Origin of the sequence: Fibrobacter sp., assembly GCF_045601785.1 — a bacterium.
Classification (GTDB): domain Bacteria; phylum Fibrobacterota; class Fibrobacteria; order Fibrobacterales; family Fibrobacteraceae; genus Fibrobacter.
Map to the genome: position 1 here is coordinate 45,480 of NZ_JAZSAF010000021.1, position 16,639 is coordinate 62,118.

Sequence of the window (16,639 nt, forward strand, 5' to 3'; positions counted from 1 at the left end):
TCGCTACACGCGGCCCGCGAACTGGTTCGTAAACAGCAACAGTCCCGAAATAAAGATAATGACACCGCCCGCGAGAGTCGCGACGGTGTATATTTTTGTCGCAATACGGGTGTGGGCACTCCCCTTGTCGATTCCCTTGCGGAATGCCACGGCCGCAATGCCGAAGGCCACATTCGTAATCGTCATGCCAATGCAAATGACAAGTGCGCCCAGGAGCGACAGCGCCACCATGGAATTCAGCAGGCAGAACAGCACAATCAGCGCCACAGCCGGGCAGGGCACGATTCCCGTGACGGCGGCAACCCCGATAATTTCTCGCCAGCGGGCAACCGGCGGAAGCGCCCCATTCTGCGTGACTCCGGCAACAGCTAATTCGTCCTGCGCAACAACCTCGCGGTTCTTTCGTTGCGTCACAAAATCCTTGATTCCAAGCACCACCAGCAACACACCCGTAAGCATAATCAACGCATAGCTCGCCCGTTCAATGCCGATACGGCCCGTTTCAAACGCCGTAAACACGGTCGCCTTGAAAATTGCATACAAAATAAGCAACAGCAGAACAGCACTCATGGTATGCGTCACAGTAATGCCCGCACCAAGCGCCACACCCTGCCGCCAGCGACCACGACGCGCTATAAAATAACCTACCACAATCGACTTGCCATGTCCAGGGCCAAGCGCGTGCAGCATACCATACACAAGGCAAATCGCGAGGAACTTCCAGATAGCGCCCCAATCACCGCTCTTCATCGCCGAAATCGCCGCCGTCAACTTTTCGCGAAGAACCTTCTGTTCCTCCGCAATCACCGTATAAAAAGACCGCGTCTTTTCTACCGTTTTTTTTGGCACCGCCGCAGGCACAGCGGACGCACCTTCAGCAGGCGCCACCATTTCCGTTGCAGCCGGAGCTTCGCCCCCACCCACGTCAAAACGTTTCTTCTTGACAGCCGCCGAAGCCGCCATTGCAAGCATAAAAACCAAAATACAAACAAGCAACTTATTCAATGGAAATCCTTTTTTTATATAAGATAAAAAATTTCAAGCGATTTTTCGAAACTTTTTACATTTTACAAAAAACGTAAGATTACAATCTATTTTTCAAATTTTGGAAAGCTCCGAATTTTTGTAACAGTGCAAAAGTTATGATTTTGCAAAGAATTCGCCAATTTTTCATTTTGGCACACTTTTTGCAAATATGGCACCGAAAACAAAATTCATAGGAGATTGCCATGAGCAACGAATACAGATTAAAAGCTATCAAGGAAATCGCCAGCGAAAACGCCGGCGCTAACCTCCCCGCAGCACCCGCAAACATCGACTTCTACGGCGAAGACGTCTTCAACGCCGAGGCCATGCGCGCATATCTTCCCAAGGACATTTGCAAGAAGCTCTTCGCCACCATCGATGGTGGCGCACCGCTTGATCCAAGCATCGCCGGCGAAGTCGCCCACGCCATGAAGAAGTGGGCTATCGACCGCGGCGCCACCCACTTTACGCACTGGTTCCAGCCCCTTACCGGTTCCACCGCCGAAAAGCATGACTCCTTCCTCGAACCCGAAGACGGCAAGGCAATCCTCGCCTTCAGCGGCAAGAACCTGATCGTCGGCGAACCGGACGCTTCTTCTTTCCCGAGCGGCGGCCTCCGTTCTACTTTCGAAGCCCGCGGCTACACCGCCTGGGACCCGACCTCTCCGGCATTCATCAAGCGCCACGGCAACGGTGCTACCCTCTGCATCCCGACCGCATTCTGTAGCTACACTGGTGAAGCCTTGGACAAGAAGACTCCGCTTCTCCGTTCCATTCAGGCTCTCCAGAAGTCCGCCGACCGCCTTATGGGTCTCTTCGGCGTTGCCCAGCAGAAGGTGACCGTCACGCTCGGTGCCGAACAGGAATATTTCTTGATCGACAAGCGTTTCTACCTGCAGCGCCCCGACCTGTACCAGGCCGGCCGCACTTTGTTTGGTGCCGCTCCGGCAAAGCACCAGCAGATGGAAGACCACTACTTCGGTAGCATTCCGGCACGCATCATCAACTTCATGAACGACGTGGAAAAGGAACTCTGGAAACTCGGCATTCCGGCGAAGACCCGCCACAACGAAGTCGCTCCGGCCCAGTTCGAACTTGCCCCGATGTTCGAGGAAGTGAACCTCGCTTGCGACCACAACATGCAGATTATGGAAGTACTCCGCCAGGTCGCCGACCGCCACGGACTCGTTTGCCTGCTGCACGAAAAGCCGTTCGCCGGCATCAACGGTTCCGGTAAGCACAACAACTGGTCCGTAAACTACGGCAAGACGAACCTCTTGAACCCGGGCAAGGACCCGCACCAGAACGCCATCTTCCTCACCACGCTCTGCGCTGTCATCTACGCTGTCGACACCCACGCCGACTTGCTCCGTATGGCTGTCGCTAGCGCCGGCAACGACCACCGTCTCGGTGCCAACGAAGCTCCTCCGGCAATCATCTCCATGTACCTGGGCGACCAGCTCGCCGACGTCATCGACCAGCTCGAAAAGGGCGATCCGAAGTCCAGCAAGCAGGCCGGCGCCCTCAAGCTCGGCTCTGACACGCTCCCGCCGCTCCCGCGCGACGCGACCGACCGTAACAGAACTTCTCCGTTCGCCTTCACCGGCAACAAGTTCGAATTCCGTGCACCGGGTTCCAGCCAGAGCTGCTCCGAACCGAACGTCATTCTCAACACGATCGTCGCCGAAGCCTTCGACATCATCGCCGACAAGCTCGCCAATGTTCCTGCCGACAAGTTCCACGAAGAGCTGCAGAACCTGCTGCAGAAGATCGTCAAGGAACACAAGAAGGTTATCTTCAACGGCAACGGCTACACCGACGAATGGGTCGAAGAAGCAGCCAAGCGCGGCCTCCCGAACATCCGCACCACCATGGAAGCCCTCCAGGCTCTCAACAAGAAGGAAAATGTGGCCCTGTTCGAAAAGTACGGCGTGTTCAACAAGCGCGAACTCGACTCCCGTTACGAAGTCAACATGGAAGATTACCACAAGAAGATTCACATCGAAGGCAAGATCGCTTTCGACATCGCGAAGAACGTGGTGCTCCCGCAGGTGCTCTGCGCCTACAGCAACGCCCTCAAGACCAACGAAATGGCCAAGACCCAGGGTTTCTACGCTGTAGACGGTTACGCTCGCGAACTCGGCGACAAGCTCAAGGAACTTGAAGCCGCAGTCGCCCAGATGGAAACCGCCCTCGGCGAAAAGCACGAAGTCATTCTTGATGCCATGGCCAACCTCCGCATTATCGTGGACAAGATCGAAAGCATCGTACCCGACGAAAAGTGGCCCTTGCCGAAGTATCGTGAAATGTTATTCATCTATTAATCGTACCCAACCTTATTCTTCATAACACTCCGAACCTCATAAATGCAATTCGTCGGCCTTGTGCCGGCGGATTGCTTTTAAAAAGCCCCTTTTTACAAAAAGTGAAATACCGCGTGCACCTGAAAAATTATTCGAAAAAAATCTCCCACTACAGAAAAAAGATTTACTATATTTTGGCTCCGATGAAAATATCGGAATCCATAGAGGCACATTTGAGCGCAGCCGTTGCAGGAATCTCGCAGCGGAATCAAGCGACTCTCCCCGGTTTCCACAAAATTTTTCTTATTTCCGTTTTTAATCGTCTTTATCGTTTGGCAAAAGCTTTTGGCTTTTGCCTTCTTTTTTACTGCCACCCCGCACTTGTTGCGGGGTCACCGATTTTCATTACACAGCGAGCAATATATGACTGACAAGTTCAACTGGAAAGCGAAACGCGAAAAGAAAGCGTTCTTGGCACTGGCGGATGGCGCCGTGTTCCACGGGTATGCCTTTGGTAGTGCTACCGATACCGTCGGCGAAGCGGTGTTCAACACCGGCATGGCGGGCTACAAGCAGATTTTGACGGACCCCTCCTACGCGGGGCAGTTCGTGGTGTTCACCACGGCAGAAGTGGGCGCATACGCCGCAAACCTCGAGAAGTCCGAATCCCGCGACGTGTTCCTGAACGGGATTGTCGTGAACTCGCTGGACGACGTGAGCAAGGAAATCGGCGAAGAGAGCCTGCACGACTACATGCTCGCCCACAAGAAGCCTGGCATCGCAGGCGTGGATACTCGCGCACTCACCATCCACCTGCGTGAACACGGCGCACAGAAGGCTTACCTCCACGTGGACGGTACCGACATGAGCGAAGCCGACGCGATTAAGAAGGCGCAGGAATGGGAAGGCCTCGACGGACAGGATTACGCCAGCAAGGTCAGCGATCCGAAGGGCTACGAGTTCAGTACCGAAGGCGACCTGAACGTTGTCGCTCTCGATTTCGGCATCAAGACGAACATCCTGAGGAATCTCGCCACGCAGAACATGAAGGTGACGGTGCTCCCGATCAACGCCACCTACGAACAAATTATGGCGAAGAATCCGGATGGCGTATTCCTCTCGAACGGCCCAGCCGACCCGAACAGCCTCCCGCAAGTGGCGGCAGTCGTGAAGCGGCTTTTGGGCAAGGTCCCGCTGATGGGCATCTGCCTCGGTAACCAGCTGCTGGGCCTCGCACTCGGCGCAAAGGTTTCCAAGCTCAAGTTCGGCCATCACGGTTGCAACCATCCGGTAAAGAACTTGAAGACCGGCGCTGTAGAAATCACGAGCCAAAACCACAACTACGCCATCGAAGAATCGACCCTCCCCGCGAATGTGGAAGTCAGCCACATCAACCTGAACGACAACACCGTCGAGGGCATTCGCCACAAGGAACTCCCCGCGTTCAGCGTGCAGTACCACCCGGAATCCGCTCCGGGCCCGAACGATTCCTACTACCTGTTCGGCGAATTCAGACAAATGATTCTTGACTTCAAGGGAGCAAAATAATGACGAAGGCCGCCCCCAAAAAACAGACCAAGTACATCTTCATTACCGGCGGCGTGGTCAGCTCCCTCGGTAAGGGAATCACCTCCGCATCGCTCGCGCTGCTGCTCAAGAGCCGTGGCTACAAGGTGTTCATGCAAAAGCTGGACCCGTACCTGAACGTGGATCCGGGCACCATGAGCCCCTACCAGCACGGTGAAGTTTTCGTGACCGACGACGGCTACGAAACCGACCTTGACCTAGGCCACTACGAACGCTTCGCTGGCGTGCAGTGCTCCAAGGCATCAAGCTACACTTCGGGCCGCATCTATTCTTCTGTACTCGCGAAGGAACGCGCGGGCAAGTACCTCGGCGGTACGGTGCAGGTGATTCCGCACATCACGAACGAAATCAAGGACGCCTTCCGTTCTGCAGCCGAAAGCGGCGCAGACATCGTGCTCTGTGAAATCGGCGGTGTCGCAGGCGACATTGAATCCCTCCCCTTCCTGGAAGCCGCAAGACAGTTCCGCTTCGAAGTCGGCGTGGAAAACACCTGCTTTGTCCACCTGGTTTTGGTACCTTACCTGAAGGCAGCAGGCGAACTCAAGACAAAGCCCTCGCAACACTCGGTTGCCGAACTCCGCAACATCGGTATTTTCCCGGACATTCTCGTATGCCGTACCGAAATGACGATTCCGCAGGATCACCTCGACAAGCTCGCGCTCTTCTGCAACGTAAAACCCGAATGCGTCATTGAAGAAAAGGACGTGACGGATTCTGTATACGCCGTGCCCCGCGAACTTTCCAAGCAAGAACTTGACCTCCGCGTTTTGGAACAGCTCCGCCTGAGTGTACACCCCATCATCCACTCCGAATGGGACAAACTCGTCAAGAAGGCAACCCAGCCCAAGTACGAATGCACCATCGCGCTGGTGGGCAAGTACATCGCCATCCGCGACGCCTACAAGTCCGTGCACGAAGCCTTGCAGCATGCCGGCATGGAACACAACGCCAAGGTGAAAGTGGAATGTATCGAGGCCGAAGAGCTGGAAAAAAATCCGAACCTCATCAAGAACGCCGACGGCATCCTGATTCCGGGTGGCTTCGGAAGCCGCGGCGTGAACGGCAAATGCGTAGCCATTCGCTATGCCCGCGAGCACAAGATTCCGCTGCTCGGCATCTGCCTCGGCATGCAATGCTGCGTGATTGAATTTGCACGCAACGTTCTCGGCTGGAAAGACGCCAACTCCACGGAATTCGACGAAAAGACGGCCCACCCAGTCATCGACCTGATGGACGAACAGAAGAACGTCACCGAAAAGGGCGGCACCATGCGCCTCGGCGCTTACCCGTGCAAGCTCATGAAGGATTCCAACGCCGCAAAGCTCTACAAGAGTGAAAAAATCAGCGAGCGTCACCGTCACCGCTACGAATTCAACTACAACAGCGAATTCCGCGTCGCCTTGGAAAAGGCGGGTCTCAAGATTGCCGGCACATCGCCCGACGGAAAGCTCGTGGAAATGGTGGAAATCAAGAACCACCCCTACTTTGAAGCCTGCCAGTTCCATCCGGAATTCAAGAGCAGGCCCACCGCGCCGCATCCGCTGTTCAGCGGGCTTGTGAAGGCTGCCCTCGCGCAGAAGAATGGCAAAACAAAAACCGCGACCGCAAAAGCCGCGCAGAAGAATTTGAATGGAGGCAAAAAGAATGCCTAAGCGTACCGATATCAAGAAGATTATGCTCATTGGCTCCGGTCCGATCGTAATTGGCCAGGGCTGCGAATTCGACTACTCCGGCGTGCAGGCCTGCAAGGTGCTGCGCCGCGAAGGCTACGAAGTGGTGCTCGTGAATTCTAACCCGGCCACCATCATGACCGACCCCGAAATGGCCGACCGCACCTACATCGAGCCGCTGAGCGTCGATATCCTGCACGAAATCATCCGCCGTGAACGCCCGGACGCCTTGCTCCCCACACTCGGTGGCCAGACAGCCTTGAACCTCGCCATGGAACTGAACGAGCGCGGCATTTTGGACCGCTACCAGGTGGAGCTCATCGGTGCAAAGGCAGAATCCATCCAGCGCGCCGAAGACCGTCACTTGTTCAAGGAAGCCATGCTCAAGATTGGGCTGGACCTTCCCCGCTCCGGTTCTGCACACTCCATGTCTGAGGCGACCGCTATCGCCCACACCATCGGAAGCTGGCCGCTGATTATCCGTCCGGGCTTTACCCTCGGCGGCACCGGCGGCGGTATCGCCCACAATCCCGAAGAATTCGAGACCATCGTGAACCGCGGTCTTGACGCCTCGCTCAACAACGAAGTCCTTATCGAAGAATCGCTCCTTGGCTGGAAAGAATTCGAAATGGAAGTCATGCGCGACAAGAAGGGCAATGCCGTTATCGTGTGCTCCATCGAAAACCTCGACCCCATGGGCGTGCACACCGGCGACTCCATCACGGTCGCTCCGATCCAGAGCCTTGATGACCGCGCTTACCAAGCCATGCGCGACGACTCCCTGAAGGTCATGGAAGCCATCGGCGTGGAAACCGGCGGATCTAACGTTCAGTGGGCAATCGAACCCAAGACCGGTCGCCGCATCATCATCGAAATGAACCCGCGCGTGAGCCGTTCTTCTGCGCTTGCTTCTAAGGCAACGGGCTTCCCCATCGCAAAGATTGCAGCCCTCCTCGCTGTAGGCTACACCCTCGACGAACTTCGCAACGACATTACGCAAACGACCCCGAGCTGCTTTGAACCCGCCCTCGACTACGTTGTCGTGAAGGTCCCGCGCTTCACCTTCGAAAAGTTCCCGAAAGCCGATTCTACGCTCGGCACCCAGATGAAGTCTGTGGGCGAAGCGATGGCCATCGGCACCAACTTCAAGCAGGCCATGCAGAAAGCGCTCCGCTCCCTAGAAACGGGATTCGGCGGATTCGGAGCTTGCGCCAAGTGCGAAAAGTTCGCCGCCTTCGACGACGAAACGCTCGCCAAGGAAGTCGCCCGCCCGAGCGCAGAACGCATCTTCGTGCTGCACGAAGCATTGCGCCGCAAGTGGGGTGTCGAGAAGTTGTACGAAATCACAAAAATTGACCGTTATTTCCTCCGCCACCTCGAAGAACTCGCCCTCTACGAAGACGAAATCCTTTCCGCAGGCTCACTGGAAACATTGGCAAAAGACTTGCCACTCTTCCGCCAGGCCAAGGAACTCGGCTACAGCGATATCCAGATTGGTTACCTGTTCCACAAGACTCCCGAAGAAGTCATGGCGGTGCGCAAGCAGATTGGCCTCGTTCCGAGTTACTACTCCGTCGATACCTGCGCCGGCGAATTCGAAGCCATCACGCCGTATTACTACAGCTGCTACGCTGAAAATTCCGAACCCGTCCGCGAAATTCCGGGTCACGGCCACAAAAAGAGAATCATGGTGCTCGGTGGCGGCCCGAACAGAATCGGTCAGGGTATCGAATTTGACTACTGCTGCTGCCACGCCGCCTTTACGCTGCGTCGCGAAGGCTACGAAGTCATCATGGTGAACTCCAACCCCGAAACGGTTTCCACCGACTACGACACCTCCGACAAGCTCTACTTTGAACCGCTCACGCTCGAAGACGTGATGGGCATTTACGAACGCGAAAACTGCGCGGGCGTGATTGTGCAATTCGGTGGTCAGACTCCGCTGAACCTTGCCATGCGTCTCAAGAAGGCCGGCGCAAACGTCGTAGGTACAAGCCCCGAAGACATTGACCTCGCCGAAGACCGCGACTTCTTCAAGCAGTTGGTCGACAAGGTCGGTATCAAGCAGGCCGCATCCGGCATCGCCCACAACGTGGAAGAAGCCTTGGCTATTGTCGACCGCATTGGCTACCCCGTGCTTGTGCGCCCGAGCTTCGTTCTCGGCGGCCGCGGCATGGTGATTGTCTATAAGGAAAAGTACCTACGCAAGTTCGTGGAAGAAGCCGCCGCCATTGGCGAAGGCAAGCCGATTCTTATCGACCGCTTCTTGGAAGACGCCACTGAACTTGACGTGGACTGCATCAGCGACGGCAAGCACACCGTGGTGGGTGCCATCATGGAACACGTGGAACCCGCAGGCATTCACTCCGGCGACTCCGCAAGCGTCATCCCGCCTATGACGCTTTCCAAGGAAATCCAGGACAAGGTTCGCCAATATGCGAAGGACTTTGCAAGGGAACTCCACGTGGTCGGCCTCATGAACATGCAGCTCGCCGTCAAGGATGGCGAACTCTACATGATCGAAGTGAACCCGCGCGCCTCCCGCACCGTGCCGTTCGTTTCCAAGTCCATCGGCGTTCCGCTCGCCAGCTACGCAAGCCGCTGCATGCTCGGCGAGACCCTCGAACAAATCGGCTTTACCGAAGAAGTCCACGTGCCTTACGTGAGCGTCAAGGAAGCCGTGTTCCCGTTCGTCAAGTTCCCGGGTGTCGATATCACGCTTTCTCCGGAAATGAAATCCACCGGCGAAGTCATGAGCCTCGATCGCGACCGCGGCCTTGCCTACCTCAAGAGCCAGCTGGCATCGGGCAATAAGGTCCCGAGCCAGGGCAACATCTTCGTCTCGCTCAAGGACGAAGACAAGCAGAAGGCCGTCCCGCTCATTCGCCAGCTCGTGAACCTCGGTTACGAACTATATGCGACCCGCGGCACCTCCACCATGCTCTACAACGAAGGCATCAAGACCCGCGCCGTATTCCGCATCTCCCGTGGCCGTCCGAACCTGCTCGACCTCATTCACGACAAGGAAGTCCAGTGGATCGTGAACACCACCGAGAACGGCGCCGAAGCCATGGTCGATGAAATCCAGATGCGCTCCAAGGCAGTCGTGTCCGGCATTCCCATCACCACAACCATCGCCGCCCTCACCTCCACCGTCGAAGGCCTCATGGACAAGCACGACTTCGGAAGATTCGAAGTTTGCAGTCTGCAAGAGTACCACAGGCATGTGAAGAAATAAGCGAGTAGGAAGTCTTTAGAACTTCTCGAAAAATTCCCACGTAGCTTGCGGCACCCAGGACTGCTGCTGGCCGGGGTCCTTGTGGTCCCAGATGTGTCCGCCGCTCTGTGTGCACCAGCGAACGGGGAATCTTTCCTCGACGGTCGTGTAGTCGTAGCACTTGTGCGGGGCGTTGCGCAGGGCTTCTTCGGCGCGTTCGTTCTTCGCCTTGCCGCCTTCGGAGTTGAGAGTCAAGATGATGTCACGCGCGTTCCGGCCCATTTCAGGGGTGCACATGCCGTCATCGAGTCCGAGCACGCCCATCCAGCCGATTCCCATATTCTTGCGTTGCGGGAGCCAGATGTTGCGTTCCGCAGTTTCGTAAACGGCCACTGCGCGGAGCACGTCCTGGTGGTTCCACGAAAGGCCGTTGCTGAACATGGCGCCGTAGCTGAATCCCGTGGAAAAAACGCGGCTCGAATCGATGCAGAAGTTGCCTTCGAGATATGCGAGGAGTTCGTCAAACAGGAGGTAATCATCCTGCCCCCAGGGCAGCTGGTTTCCATTGCCTTCGGGCGCAACGAATATCGCGGTTTCGTTCTTGTCAATCCACTTGAGGCCGTGATAGCCTTCGTCCTGCACGGCGCTTCCTGAACCGCCCATGCACTGCATTCCGAAAATGAGTTTGTACGGTTTGTTCTTGTCGTAACTTTTCGGCATGTCGATGCGCACGGTACGCACACCCTTGCTCCACCTAAAGTCAATGTAGGGTTTATCGCCACGATACTTGTAATCAAGCTTAGTGTCCTTGCCACAACCACGAGTGGGAACAGGGTCGTTCTTGAGGCCCCATCCGTATTCGTACTGCGGTTGCGGCGGAGCGGTTTTCTTGAGCGTAAGCGCAAGATTTGTGTCAAGATTGTCGAGTTTTACATTGAGTGTATCGAAACCGTCGGCAACAACACGCAGGTCATCCGAATCGCCCACCTTGAGAAGCGCCTTTGCTCCGGACTTCGCGCCGAGTGCCGCATTGAGACTTCCATCGGCGACAAACTGGAACGTTTGCGAAGCGCTGCCTACGCGGACGCGTGCGAAGTACTTGCCCTGCGCTTTCACAGAAGACTTCATGTCAACCGTCCCCGAGCCGTAGAGAGTTTCATTCAGCAGGCGGTTTCCGAATATGTCGATAATCTGCACCTGTACCGGGGAATTTTGCCCCTGCGAAAACGATAAAACGCCGTTGTTCACGGAGAGAAATCCGACCGAGTTTCTGCCTGTCAGAGCCAGCTGTTCTTCAGCCTGATGAATCGTAAATGCACCCGAGGTATCTGTTTTCGCTTTGAGCCCTTTTTGAACAAGCGAAACATCTGCGTCTTGGACAGCCTTGCCATTATCGTCGCTCACCTTGCCTGTCAAGGTAAACGCATTCGCCGTCACGACAGACAACGCCATAATAACGCCAACGGACACACCGGTCCATAGAGCATGATTCATAAAACCACTCCTTTTTGATTTTCTATTCCAGAAAATACTTTTCAAGAAGCGGTTTAGTTCTTATGTAAACTTTTTTGCGTTGACAACGCTGTCCACAAAAATCCCAAAGGTCATTTATTTCTAATTTCCGTTAAAAAAGGATCAGATTTTATGAACGAAGCAGAAAACCGCCAAAAGGTCATTGTCCGTACAAGTATCATCGGCATCGCGGCAAACATCGTGCTGTCGGCATTCAAGGCATTCGTGGGCTTTGCAACCAACTCCATCGCCGTGACGCTCGATGCGGTGAACAACCTTTCCGATGCACTGTCTTCGGTCATTACGATTGTGGGCGCAAAGCTTTCGAACAAGTTGCCCGACAAAAAACACCCGCTCGGTTACGGACGAATCGAATACCTGAGCGCAATGGTAGTTGCGGCAATCGTGCTTTACGCCGGCGGCACCTCGGCGGTGGAATCCGTCAAGAAAATCATCCACCCCGAAACAGCGGACTACTCCACGGTTTCGCTGGTGATTATCGCCTCGGCGGTGGTGGTTAAACTCGTGCTCGGCAAATTCGTGAAACGCCAGGGCGAACGCGTGAACTCGGGCGCTCTCGTGGCATCGGGCGCAGACGCGTTATTCGACGCCATACTCTCCCTTTCGGTGCTGGCCTCGGCCATCGTCTTCATTCTCACGGGCATTTCGCTTGAAGCCTACGTGGGCCTTGTGATTTCAGGATTCATCATCAAGTCGGGCATCGGCATGCTGATCGAAACTTTGGACGACATTCTGGGCAAACGCGCCGACAGCGACCTGGTCAAGAAAATCAAGGCTCTGCTCACCGAAGAACCGCAAGTCCGCGGCGCATACGACGTCATCCTCAACAATTATGGCCCGGACAAGTTTCTCGGTTCTGTACACCTAGAACTCCCCGATACCATGACCGTCGAAGAAGTTGACGAACTCACCCGCAAGGTGCAAGCACGCGTGCACAAGGAAACCGGTGTGATTCTCACGGGCGTGGGCGTGTATTCACACAACACCAAGAATGACGAAGCTGCCAAAATTCGCAGCAACGTGTTGAAGTTGGTGAAGGCGCATGAGTGGGCATTGCAGTTCCACGGCTTCTACGTGAACCTTGAAGAAAAGGCTATTCGTTTTGACGTGGTCATGAACTTCGAAATCAAGCCTCAAGAAGGTCTGGACATCCTGCACAAGGAAATCGGCGAAGCCTACCCCGACTACGATTTACATATCGCTGCCGATATCGACGCATCGTAGCGCCGACTGATTTGTTCCTTTATTTTTTAAAACGGTTGCACACCTAAATCGGTGTCGCCGTCTTTTATTTTTGCAAGGATTTCGAGACCCGTCAGGTCTTGCATCATGCGGATGTTGTCGTCTTCCATTTCGAGGTTACCGCTAGAGCCGTAGCGGTTCACAATGAGCCCGCGGATGGAAAGCCCGCAACTGCGAGCGTATTCCACCGTGAGCACGCAAGCGTTAATGGAGCCGAGGGCCGCTGTCGTAACAATAAGCAGCGGAAGGCCTAACGTTTTCATGATATCGACGAGGAATATTTTCTGGTCATCGTAGCGGATGGGGCAAATGATTCCGCCGCTGCCTTCGGCGAAAATGAATTCATGACGAGCGTAAGCCGCTTTAAAATCAGCCTGGACTTTCGCAATTTCTACGGGGTTGCCTTCTTTGCGAGCGGCGAGATGCGGCGAGACGGCTTCTTTATAGATGTAGCTCACGAGCTGCTCTTGCGAATCAGGGAGGTTTGCGATGCGCTTCACGTAATCAGCGTCACCAGCGACCCATTTGCCGTCGCGGAGTTCTGCGCCGCTGAGGGCCGCCTTGTAGTAACCTGCATCGATGCCGGAATCGCGCCATTTTTTAACGAGAAGGGCGGTAATGAATGTTTTGCCGACATCGGTTCCGGTGGCTGTAACGAAATATCCTTTGGACATAAAAAGTAAACAGTGGTTAGTGATTAGTGGTTAGGAATAGCGACGCTTCACAAGCAATCATTTATGATTTGAGCAATGGTTGTTGCAGCAATCTGAAGTTGTTCATGCGTATGCGTGGCCATTAGGCTTGCGCGCAGGCGGGCTTGGCCCTTGGCGACGGTCGGATAACGAATCGCAGGAATGAGTATTCCCGCATTCTGGAGTGCAGCCGAAATTTCAAGCGCGCGGGCTTCGTCACCGATGACTATTGGAACAATCGCCGAAGGAGACTGTTCCACGTTCAAGCCTTCATGCTGCAAGGCTTCGCAGAAAAATTTCACATTATCGCGCAGATTTTGAACGCGTTCAGGATGCGCATCGATGTAGCGCAAGTTGTTGCAGGCTGCGGCGGCAACGGCAGGAGCCATCGCTGTTGTGAAAATAAAGCTGCGGGCCTTGTTGCGGAGAAAATCAATTAGCTGCTGCTTGCCCGCCACGAAGCCGCCCTCGGCGGCGACGGCTTTGCTCAATGTGCCGACGGTTACATCAGCGTGAGCACAGCCGTAGTGTTCGGCAAGTCCATGCCCGGTCTTGCCGAGCACGCCCGTGGCGTGCGCCTCGTCAGTCATCAAGAGGCATTCGCTTTCGTGCGCAATCCGCAAAAGTTCCGGCAAATTCGCAAGGTCGCCATCCATGCTGAAAACAGCATCCGTCACGATAAGGCCGCGGAAGGTCCGCGCATCTTGTTTTGCAGGCATTTCATGTGTGCTAAATTCTGCCTTGGCCGCCGAAATCACACGTTCCAAATCCGCCATATCGTTATGCTTGTAAACAAAGCATTTGGATCGCGACAACCTAATTCCGTCGATAATGCTCGCGTGGTTCAGTTCATCGCTAAAGACAAAGTCGTTCTTGCCGCACAACGCCGAAATCGTTCCGACATTCGCCATGTAACCCGTATTGAAGGTGATAGCGGATTCTTCGCCCTTGAATTTTGCGATAAATTCCTCTAATTCCTGATGCGGAGTCTTGTTGCCTGTCGTAAGGCGAGCGCCGCCGCTACCAGTCCCCCACTCTAGAACCGCCTGGGCCATCGCTTGCTTGAGTTCATCGATGTTTGCCAAGTCCAGGTAAGAATTGGAAGCCAGCAGAATTTGTTCCTGCAAAGCGCCACTAGGCATGCGGATTTTTACGCACGACGATTCCGGCGTTTCCATCAAGCGCATTGAGCGATAAGTGTTGTTCGCCCGCGCTGTTTCCAAAGCGTCTTTCGTAAAAATGTCAAGAATGCGATTCATGCCCCGACATCCACCAAAATTTTCTTTTTCTGCAAGTACTCGATACATTCTTCGGCACTTGCCTTGCGCGAATCGAACAAGAAAATGCGGCCTCCGTTTTCGTCGCCCATTTCCTTCATCTTCATGATGCGCACATAACCGAGTTCCTTGCTCGCAACATAGCCCGTCACGTAATTCGGGTCATCGCTCACGCAAAATTCCGCAACCATTCCGGGGGCATTCGCCACCTTGGTCGCAAGCACAATCGCTTCGTTAAAATGGTTCTTGCAGCCATCCACTTCGCTCGAATGAAGCGAGTCCATATAAGTCGCGCGCACGCCGCGCTCATGGTCAGGTTCCAGACGTTCGCCCGTCGCGATATCGTACAGCATTGCACCACGCATCGGGAATGTCTCGCGCAAGAGCTCTTGCAATTTTTCGCGAAGCCCACTGCCAGAACCCATCAGCGGAGCAATCAGTCCAAACGCCTTCTCCAGCCCTTCCTGCCAGGTTTCAACATCTACGCGCGTCACCGGCAAGGCTTTTAAAATCTGGATATCGCTTTCATGAACCTTTTCGATTTTCACATTGATAAAATCAGGGTCGCCCTTGGAATGCGTCATGGCCCGACGCACCATCGCCGTACAAACAGCCTCAACAGAATCCCGATTTACAATGCGTTCTGCGCCGGAAATATGCTGTTCGCGTTTCTGTTCGCCCTCGCCCACTTGCTGCGAGGCTCGCATTTTCAAGCTGTAATAATCCATATCACTCATGAAATTCGTCTTCGCCTTCTACGACAGGCGCGGGTTCACATTCGCCAATCATCTTGATGGCTTCGCAGATGCGGTCGATTTCAGAATCGGTCGTAATGAACGGAGGCATCGTGTAAACGTAATTGCAGAAAGGCCTGAGCCACACGCCGGTTTCGCGAATCACGCGCAGGACATCTTCCGCTGAAGGTTTCGCTTTCAGTTCCAGCACGCCAATCGCACCGAGAACACGCACGTCCGCCGTATTTTCAAGCACACGGAGCGGCTCCAGATTCTGCTTAAGGCGTTTTTCAATCTGAGCAACCTTCCCCGCATAATCGCGACTTTCGAACAGCGAAAGCGAAGCAATTCCTGCGGCACAAGCGAGCGGGTTCGCCATGTAGGTAGTGCCGTGCATAAACGCAGGAATCTTGCTGTTCGTAATCGTTTCGGCGACCTTCTCGGACGCAACACAGGCCGCCATCGTAATGCTTCCGCCCGTGAGCGCCTTGCCAATACACATGATGTCCGGCGTTATCCCCGCATGCATCATCGCAAAGCGCGGTCCCGTGCGGTAAAATCCCGAAGCGATTTCATCCAGAATAAGCAAGATACCGTAACGGTCGCAAAGTTCGCGAAGCGCCTTCAAGTAACCCGCATTGTAAAGCCACATGCCATTTCCGCCCTGAAACACGGGTTCGCAAATCACGGCAGCGATTTCATCTTTGTGTTCCTCGACAACGCGCTCCATCGAAGCGAAATCCGCCTGGTTCCAAGCCTCGTCAAAACGGCAGTTCGGACGTTCCGCAAAATAATGGTGCGGCATGATTCCGCGGAAAAGCGTATGCATTCCGTCCGGATCGCTGAGCGCCATCGCACCTGCGGTATCTCCATGGTAACCGCCCTTCAGGGCGACCAACTTACAACGCTCCGGATGTCCGAGGGAATACTGGTACTGCACCGCCATCTTGGCGGCACATTCCACGGCAATGCTTCCCGAATCCGCAAAGAAAATCTTGTTCAGGCCTTCCGGCAAAAATTTCACCAACTGTGCGCCAAGCTCAATCGCGGGCTCGTGCGTAAAACCGCCGAACATCACATGGCACATCTTTTCGCTTTGCTTCTGAATCGCCTCAACGATTTCAGGGGCGTTATGCCCATGCGCCATGCACCACCAACTCGATACAGCATCAATTAATTTCAGACCATCGGCTGTTTCAATCGTCGTTCCATGAGCGGATTTTGCCAAGAACCAGGCCGGAGTATTTTTCAGCGCCGCATATGGATGCCACAAATGCTCGCTATCAAAATCTAAAAGTCTTTTCATCCGCGCCCAAATATAGAAAAATACTATATCGCCATCGACGCGCTAACATAGG

Annotated in this window: 11 protein-coding genes; 5 read left to right on the plus strand and 6 right to left on the minus strand. The window is 54.6% G+C overall.

Annotated features, from left to right (window positions below; genetic code table 11):
* Positions 1-3 precede the first annotated feature (3 nt).
* Positions 4-972, minus strand: a complete 969-nt coding sequence (locus ACKI61_RS03545) for a nickel/cobalt transporter (protein WP_407456413.1) — start codon at positions 970-972, stop codon at positions 4-6.
* A gap of 257 nt (positions 973-1,229) precedes the next feature.
* On the opposite strand from ACKI61_RS03545, the gene ACKI61_RS03550 reads away from it, so the two are divergent.
* From ACKI61_RS03550 to carB, 4 genes are all read left to right on the plus strand, one after another.
* Positions 1,230-3,350 (plus strand): glutamine synthetase III, encoded by a 2,121-nt coding sequence (locus tag ACKI61_RS03550; protein ID WP_407456414.1) that lies wholly within the window; start codon positions 1,230-1,232, stop codon positions 3,348-3,350.
* A 402-nt stretch (positions 3,351-3,752) separates the two neighbouring features.
* The gene (gene carA, locus ACKI61_RS03555; RefSeq protein WP_407456415.1) at positions 3,753-4,877 is read left to right on the plus strand and encodes a glutamine-hydrolyzing carbamoyl-phosphate synthase small subunit; all 1,125 of its coding nucleotides are present in this window, start codon (positions 3,753-3,755) and stop codon (positions 4,875-4,877) included.
* Complete coding sequence (locus tag ACKI61_RS03560) at positions 4,877-6,568, plus strand: CTP synthase (RefSeq protein WP_407456416.1); 1,692 nt, start codon at positions 4,877-4,879, stop codon at positions 6,566-6,568. The genes carA and ACKI61_RS03560 overlap by 1 nt, the downstream gene beginning before the upstream one ends.
* On the plus strand, positions 6,561-9,824 hold the full coding sequence (gene carB, locus ACKI61_RS03565; RefSeq protein WP_407456417.1) for a carbamoyl-phosphate synthase large subunit: 3,264 nt from the start codon (positions 6,561-6,563) through the stop codon (positions 9,822-9,824). Before ACKI61_RS03560 ends, carB begins: the two co-directional genes overlap by 8 nt.
* Positions 9,825-9,839: 15 nt before the next feature.
* On the opposite strand, the gene ACKI61_RS03570 is transcribed toward carB, so the two are convergent.
* Complete coding sequence (locus ACKI61_RS03570; RefSeq protein WP_407456418.1) at positions 9,840-11,297, minus strand: esterase; 1,458 nt, start codon at positions 11,295-11,297, stop codon at positions 9,840-9,842.
* A 150-nt stretch (positions 11,298-11,447) separates the two neighbouring features.
* On the opposite strand from ACKI61_RS03570, the gene ACKI61_RS03575 reads away from it, so the two are divergent.
* Positions 11,448-12,560 (plus strand): cation diffusion facilitator family transporter, encoded by a 1,113-nt coding sequence (locus tag ACKI61_RS03575; protein ID WP_407456419.1) that lies wholly within the window; start codon positions 11,448-11,450, stop codon positions 12,558-12,560.
* Between the two features lie 26 nt (positions 12,561-12,586).
* Here ACKI61_RS03575 and bioD read toward each other — a convergent pair whose 3' ends face one another.
* From bioD to bioA, 4 genes are read right to left on the minus strand one after another with little or no spacing between them, the layout of a single operon-like run.
* Positions 12,587-13,252 carry a dethiobiotin synthase gene (gene bioD, locus ACKI61_RS03580; RefSeq protein ID WP_407456420.1) on the minus strand — a complete coding sequence of 222 codons (666 nt, stop codon included), beginning with the start codon at positions 13,250-13,252 and terminating at the stop codon, positions 12,587-12,589.
* Between the two features lie 47 nt (positions 13,253-13,299).
* Complete coding sequence (locus ACKI61_RS03585; protein ID WP_407456421.1) at positions 13,300-14,529, minus strand: aminotransferase class I/II-fold pyridoxal phosphate-dependent enzyme; 1,230 nt, start codon at positions 14,527-14,529, stop codon at positions 13,300-13,302.
* On the minus strand, positions 14,526-15,275 hold the full coding sequence (locus ACKI61_RS03590; protein WP_407456423.1) for a 6-carboxyhexanoate--CoA ligase: 750 nt from the start codon (positions 15,273-15,275) through the stop codon (positions 14,526-14,528). Before ACKI61_RS03590 ends, ACKI61_RS03585 begins: the two co-directional genes overlap by 4 nt.
* Position 15,276: 1 nt before the next feature.
* Complete coding sequence (gene bioA, locus ACKI61_RS03595) at positions 15,277-16,587, minus strand: adenosylmethionine--8-amino-7-oxononanoate transaminase (RefSeq protein WP_407456422.1); 1,311 nt, start codon at positions 16,585-16,587, stop codon at positions 15,277-15,279.
* Positions 16,588-16,639 lie beyond the last annotated feature (52 nt).

Excerpts from the sequence above, each read along its gene's own strand:
- ACKI61_RS03585 (WP_407456421.1), bottom strand. The coding sequence starts at position 14,529 with ATGAATCGCATTCTTGACATTTTTACGAAAGACGCTTTGGAAACAGCG.
- ACKI61_RS03575 (WP_407456419.1), top strand. The coding sequence starts at position 11,448 with ATGAACGAAGCAGAAAACCGCCAAAAGGTCATTGTCCGTACAAGTATC.
- bioA (WP_407456422.1), bottom strand. The coding sequence starts at position 16,587 with ATGAAAAGACTTTTAGATTTTGATAGCGAGCATTTGTGGCATCCATAT.
- bioD (WP_407456420.1), bottom strand. The coding sequence starts at position 13,252 with ATGTCCAAAGGATATTTCGTTACAGCCACCGGAACCGATGTCGGCAAA.
- ACKI61_RS03570 (WP_407456418.1), bottom strand. The coding sequence starts at position 11,297 with ATGAATCATGCTCTATGGACCGGTGTGTCCGTTGGCGTTATTATGGCG.
- ACKI61_RS03560 (WP_407456416.1), top strand. The coding sequence starts at position 4,877 with ATGACGAAGGCCGCCCCCAAAAAACAGACCAAGTACATCTTCATTACC.
- ACKI61_RS03590 (WP_407456423.1), bottom strand. The coding sequence starts at position 15,275 with ATGGATTATTACAGCTTGAAAATGCGAGCCTCGCAGCAAGTGGGCGAG.
- carB (WP_407456417.1), top strand. The coding sequence starts at position 6,561 with ATGCCTAAGCGTACCGATATCAAGAAGATTATGCTCATTGGCTCCGGT.
- ACKI61_RS03545 (WP_407456413.1), bottom strand. The coding sequence starts at position 972 with ATGCTTGCAATGGCGGCTTCGGCGGCTGTCAAGAAGAAACGTTTTGAC.
- ACKI61_RS03550 (WP_407456414.1), top strand. The coding sequence starts at position 1,230 with ATGAGCAACGAATACAGATTAAAAGCTATCAAGGAAATCGCCAGCGAA.
- carA (WP_407456415.1), top strand. The coding sequence starts at position 3,753 with ATGACTGACAAGTTCAACTGGAAAGCGAAACGCGAAAAGAAAGCGTTC.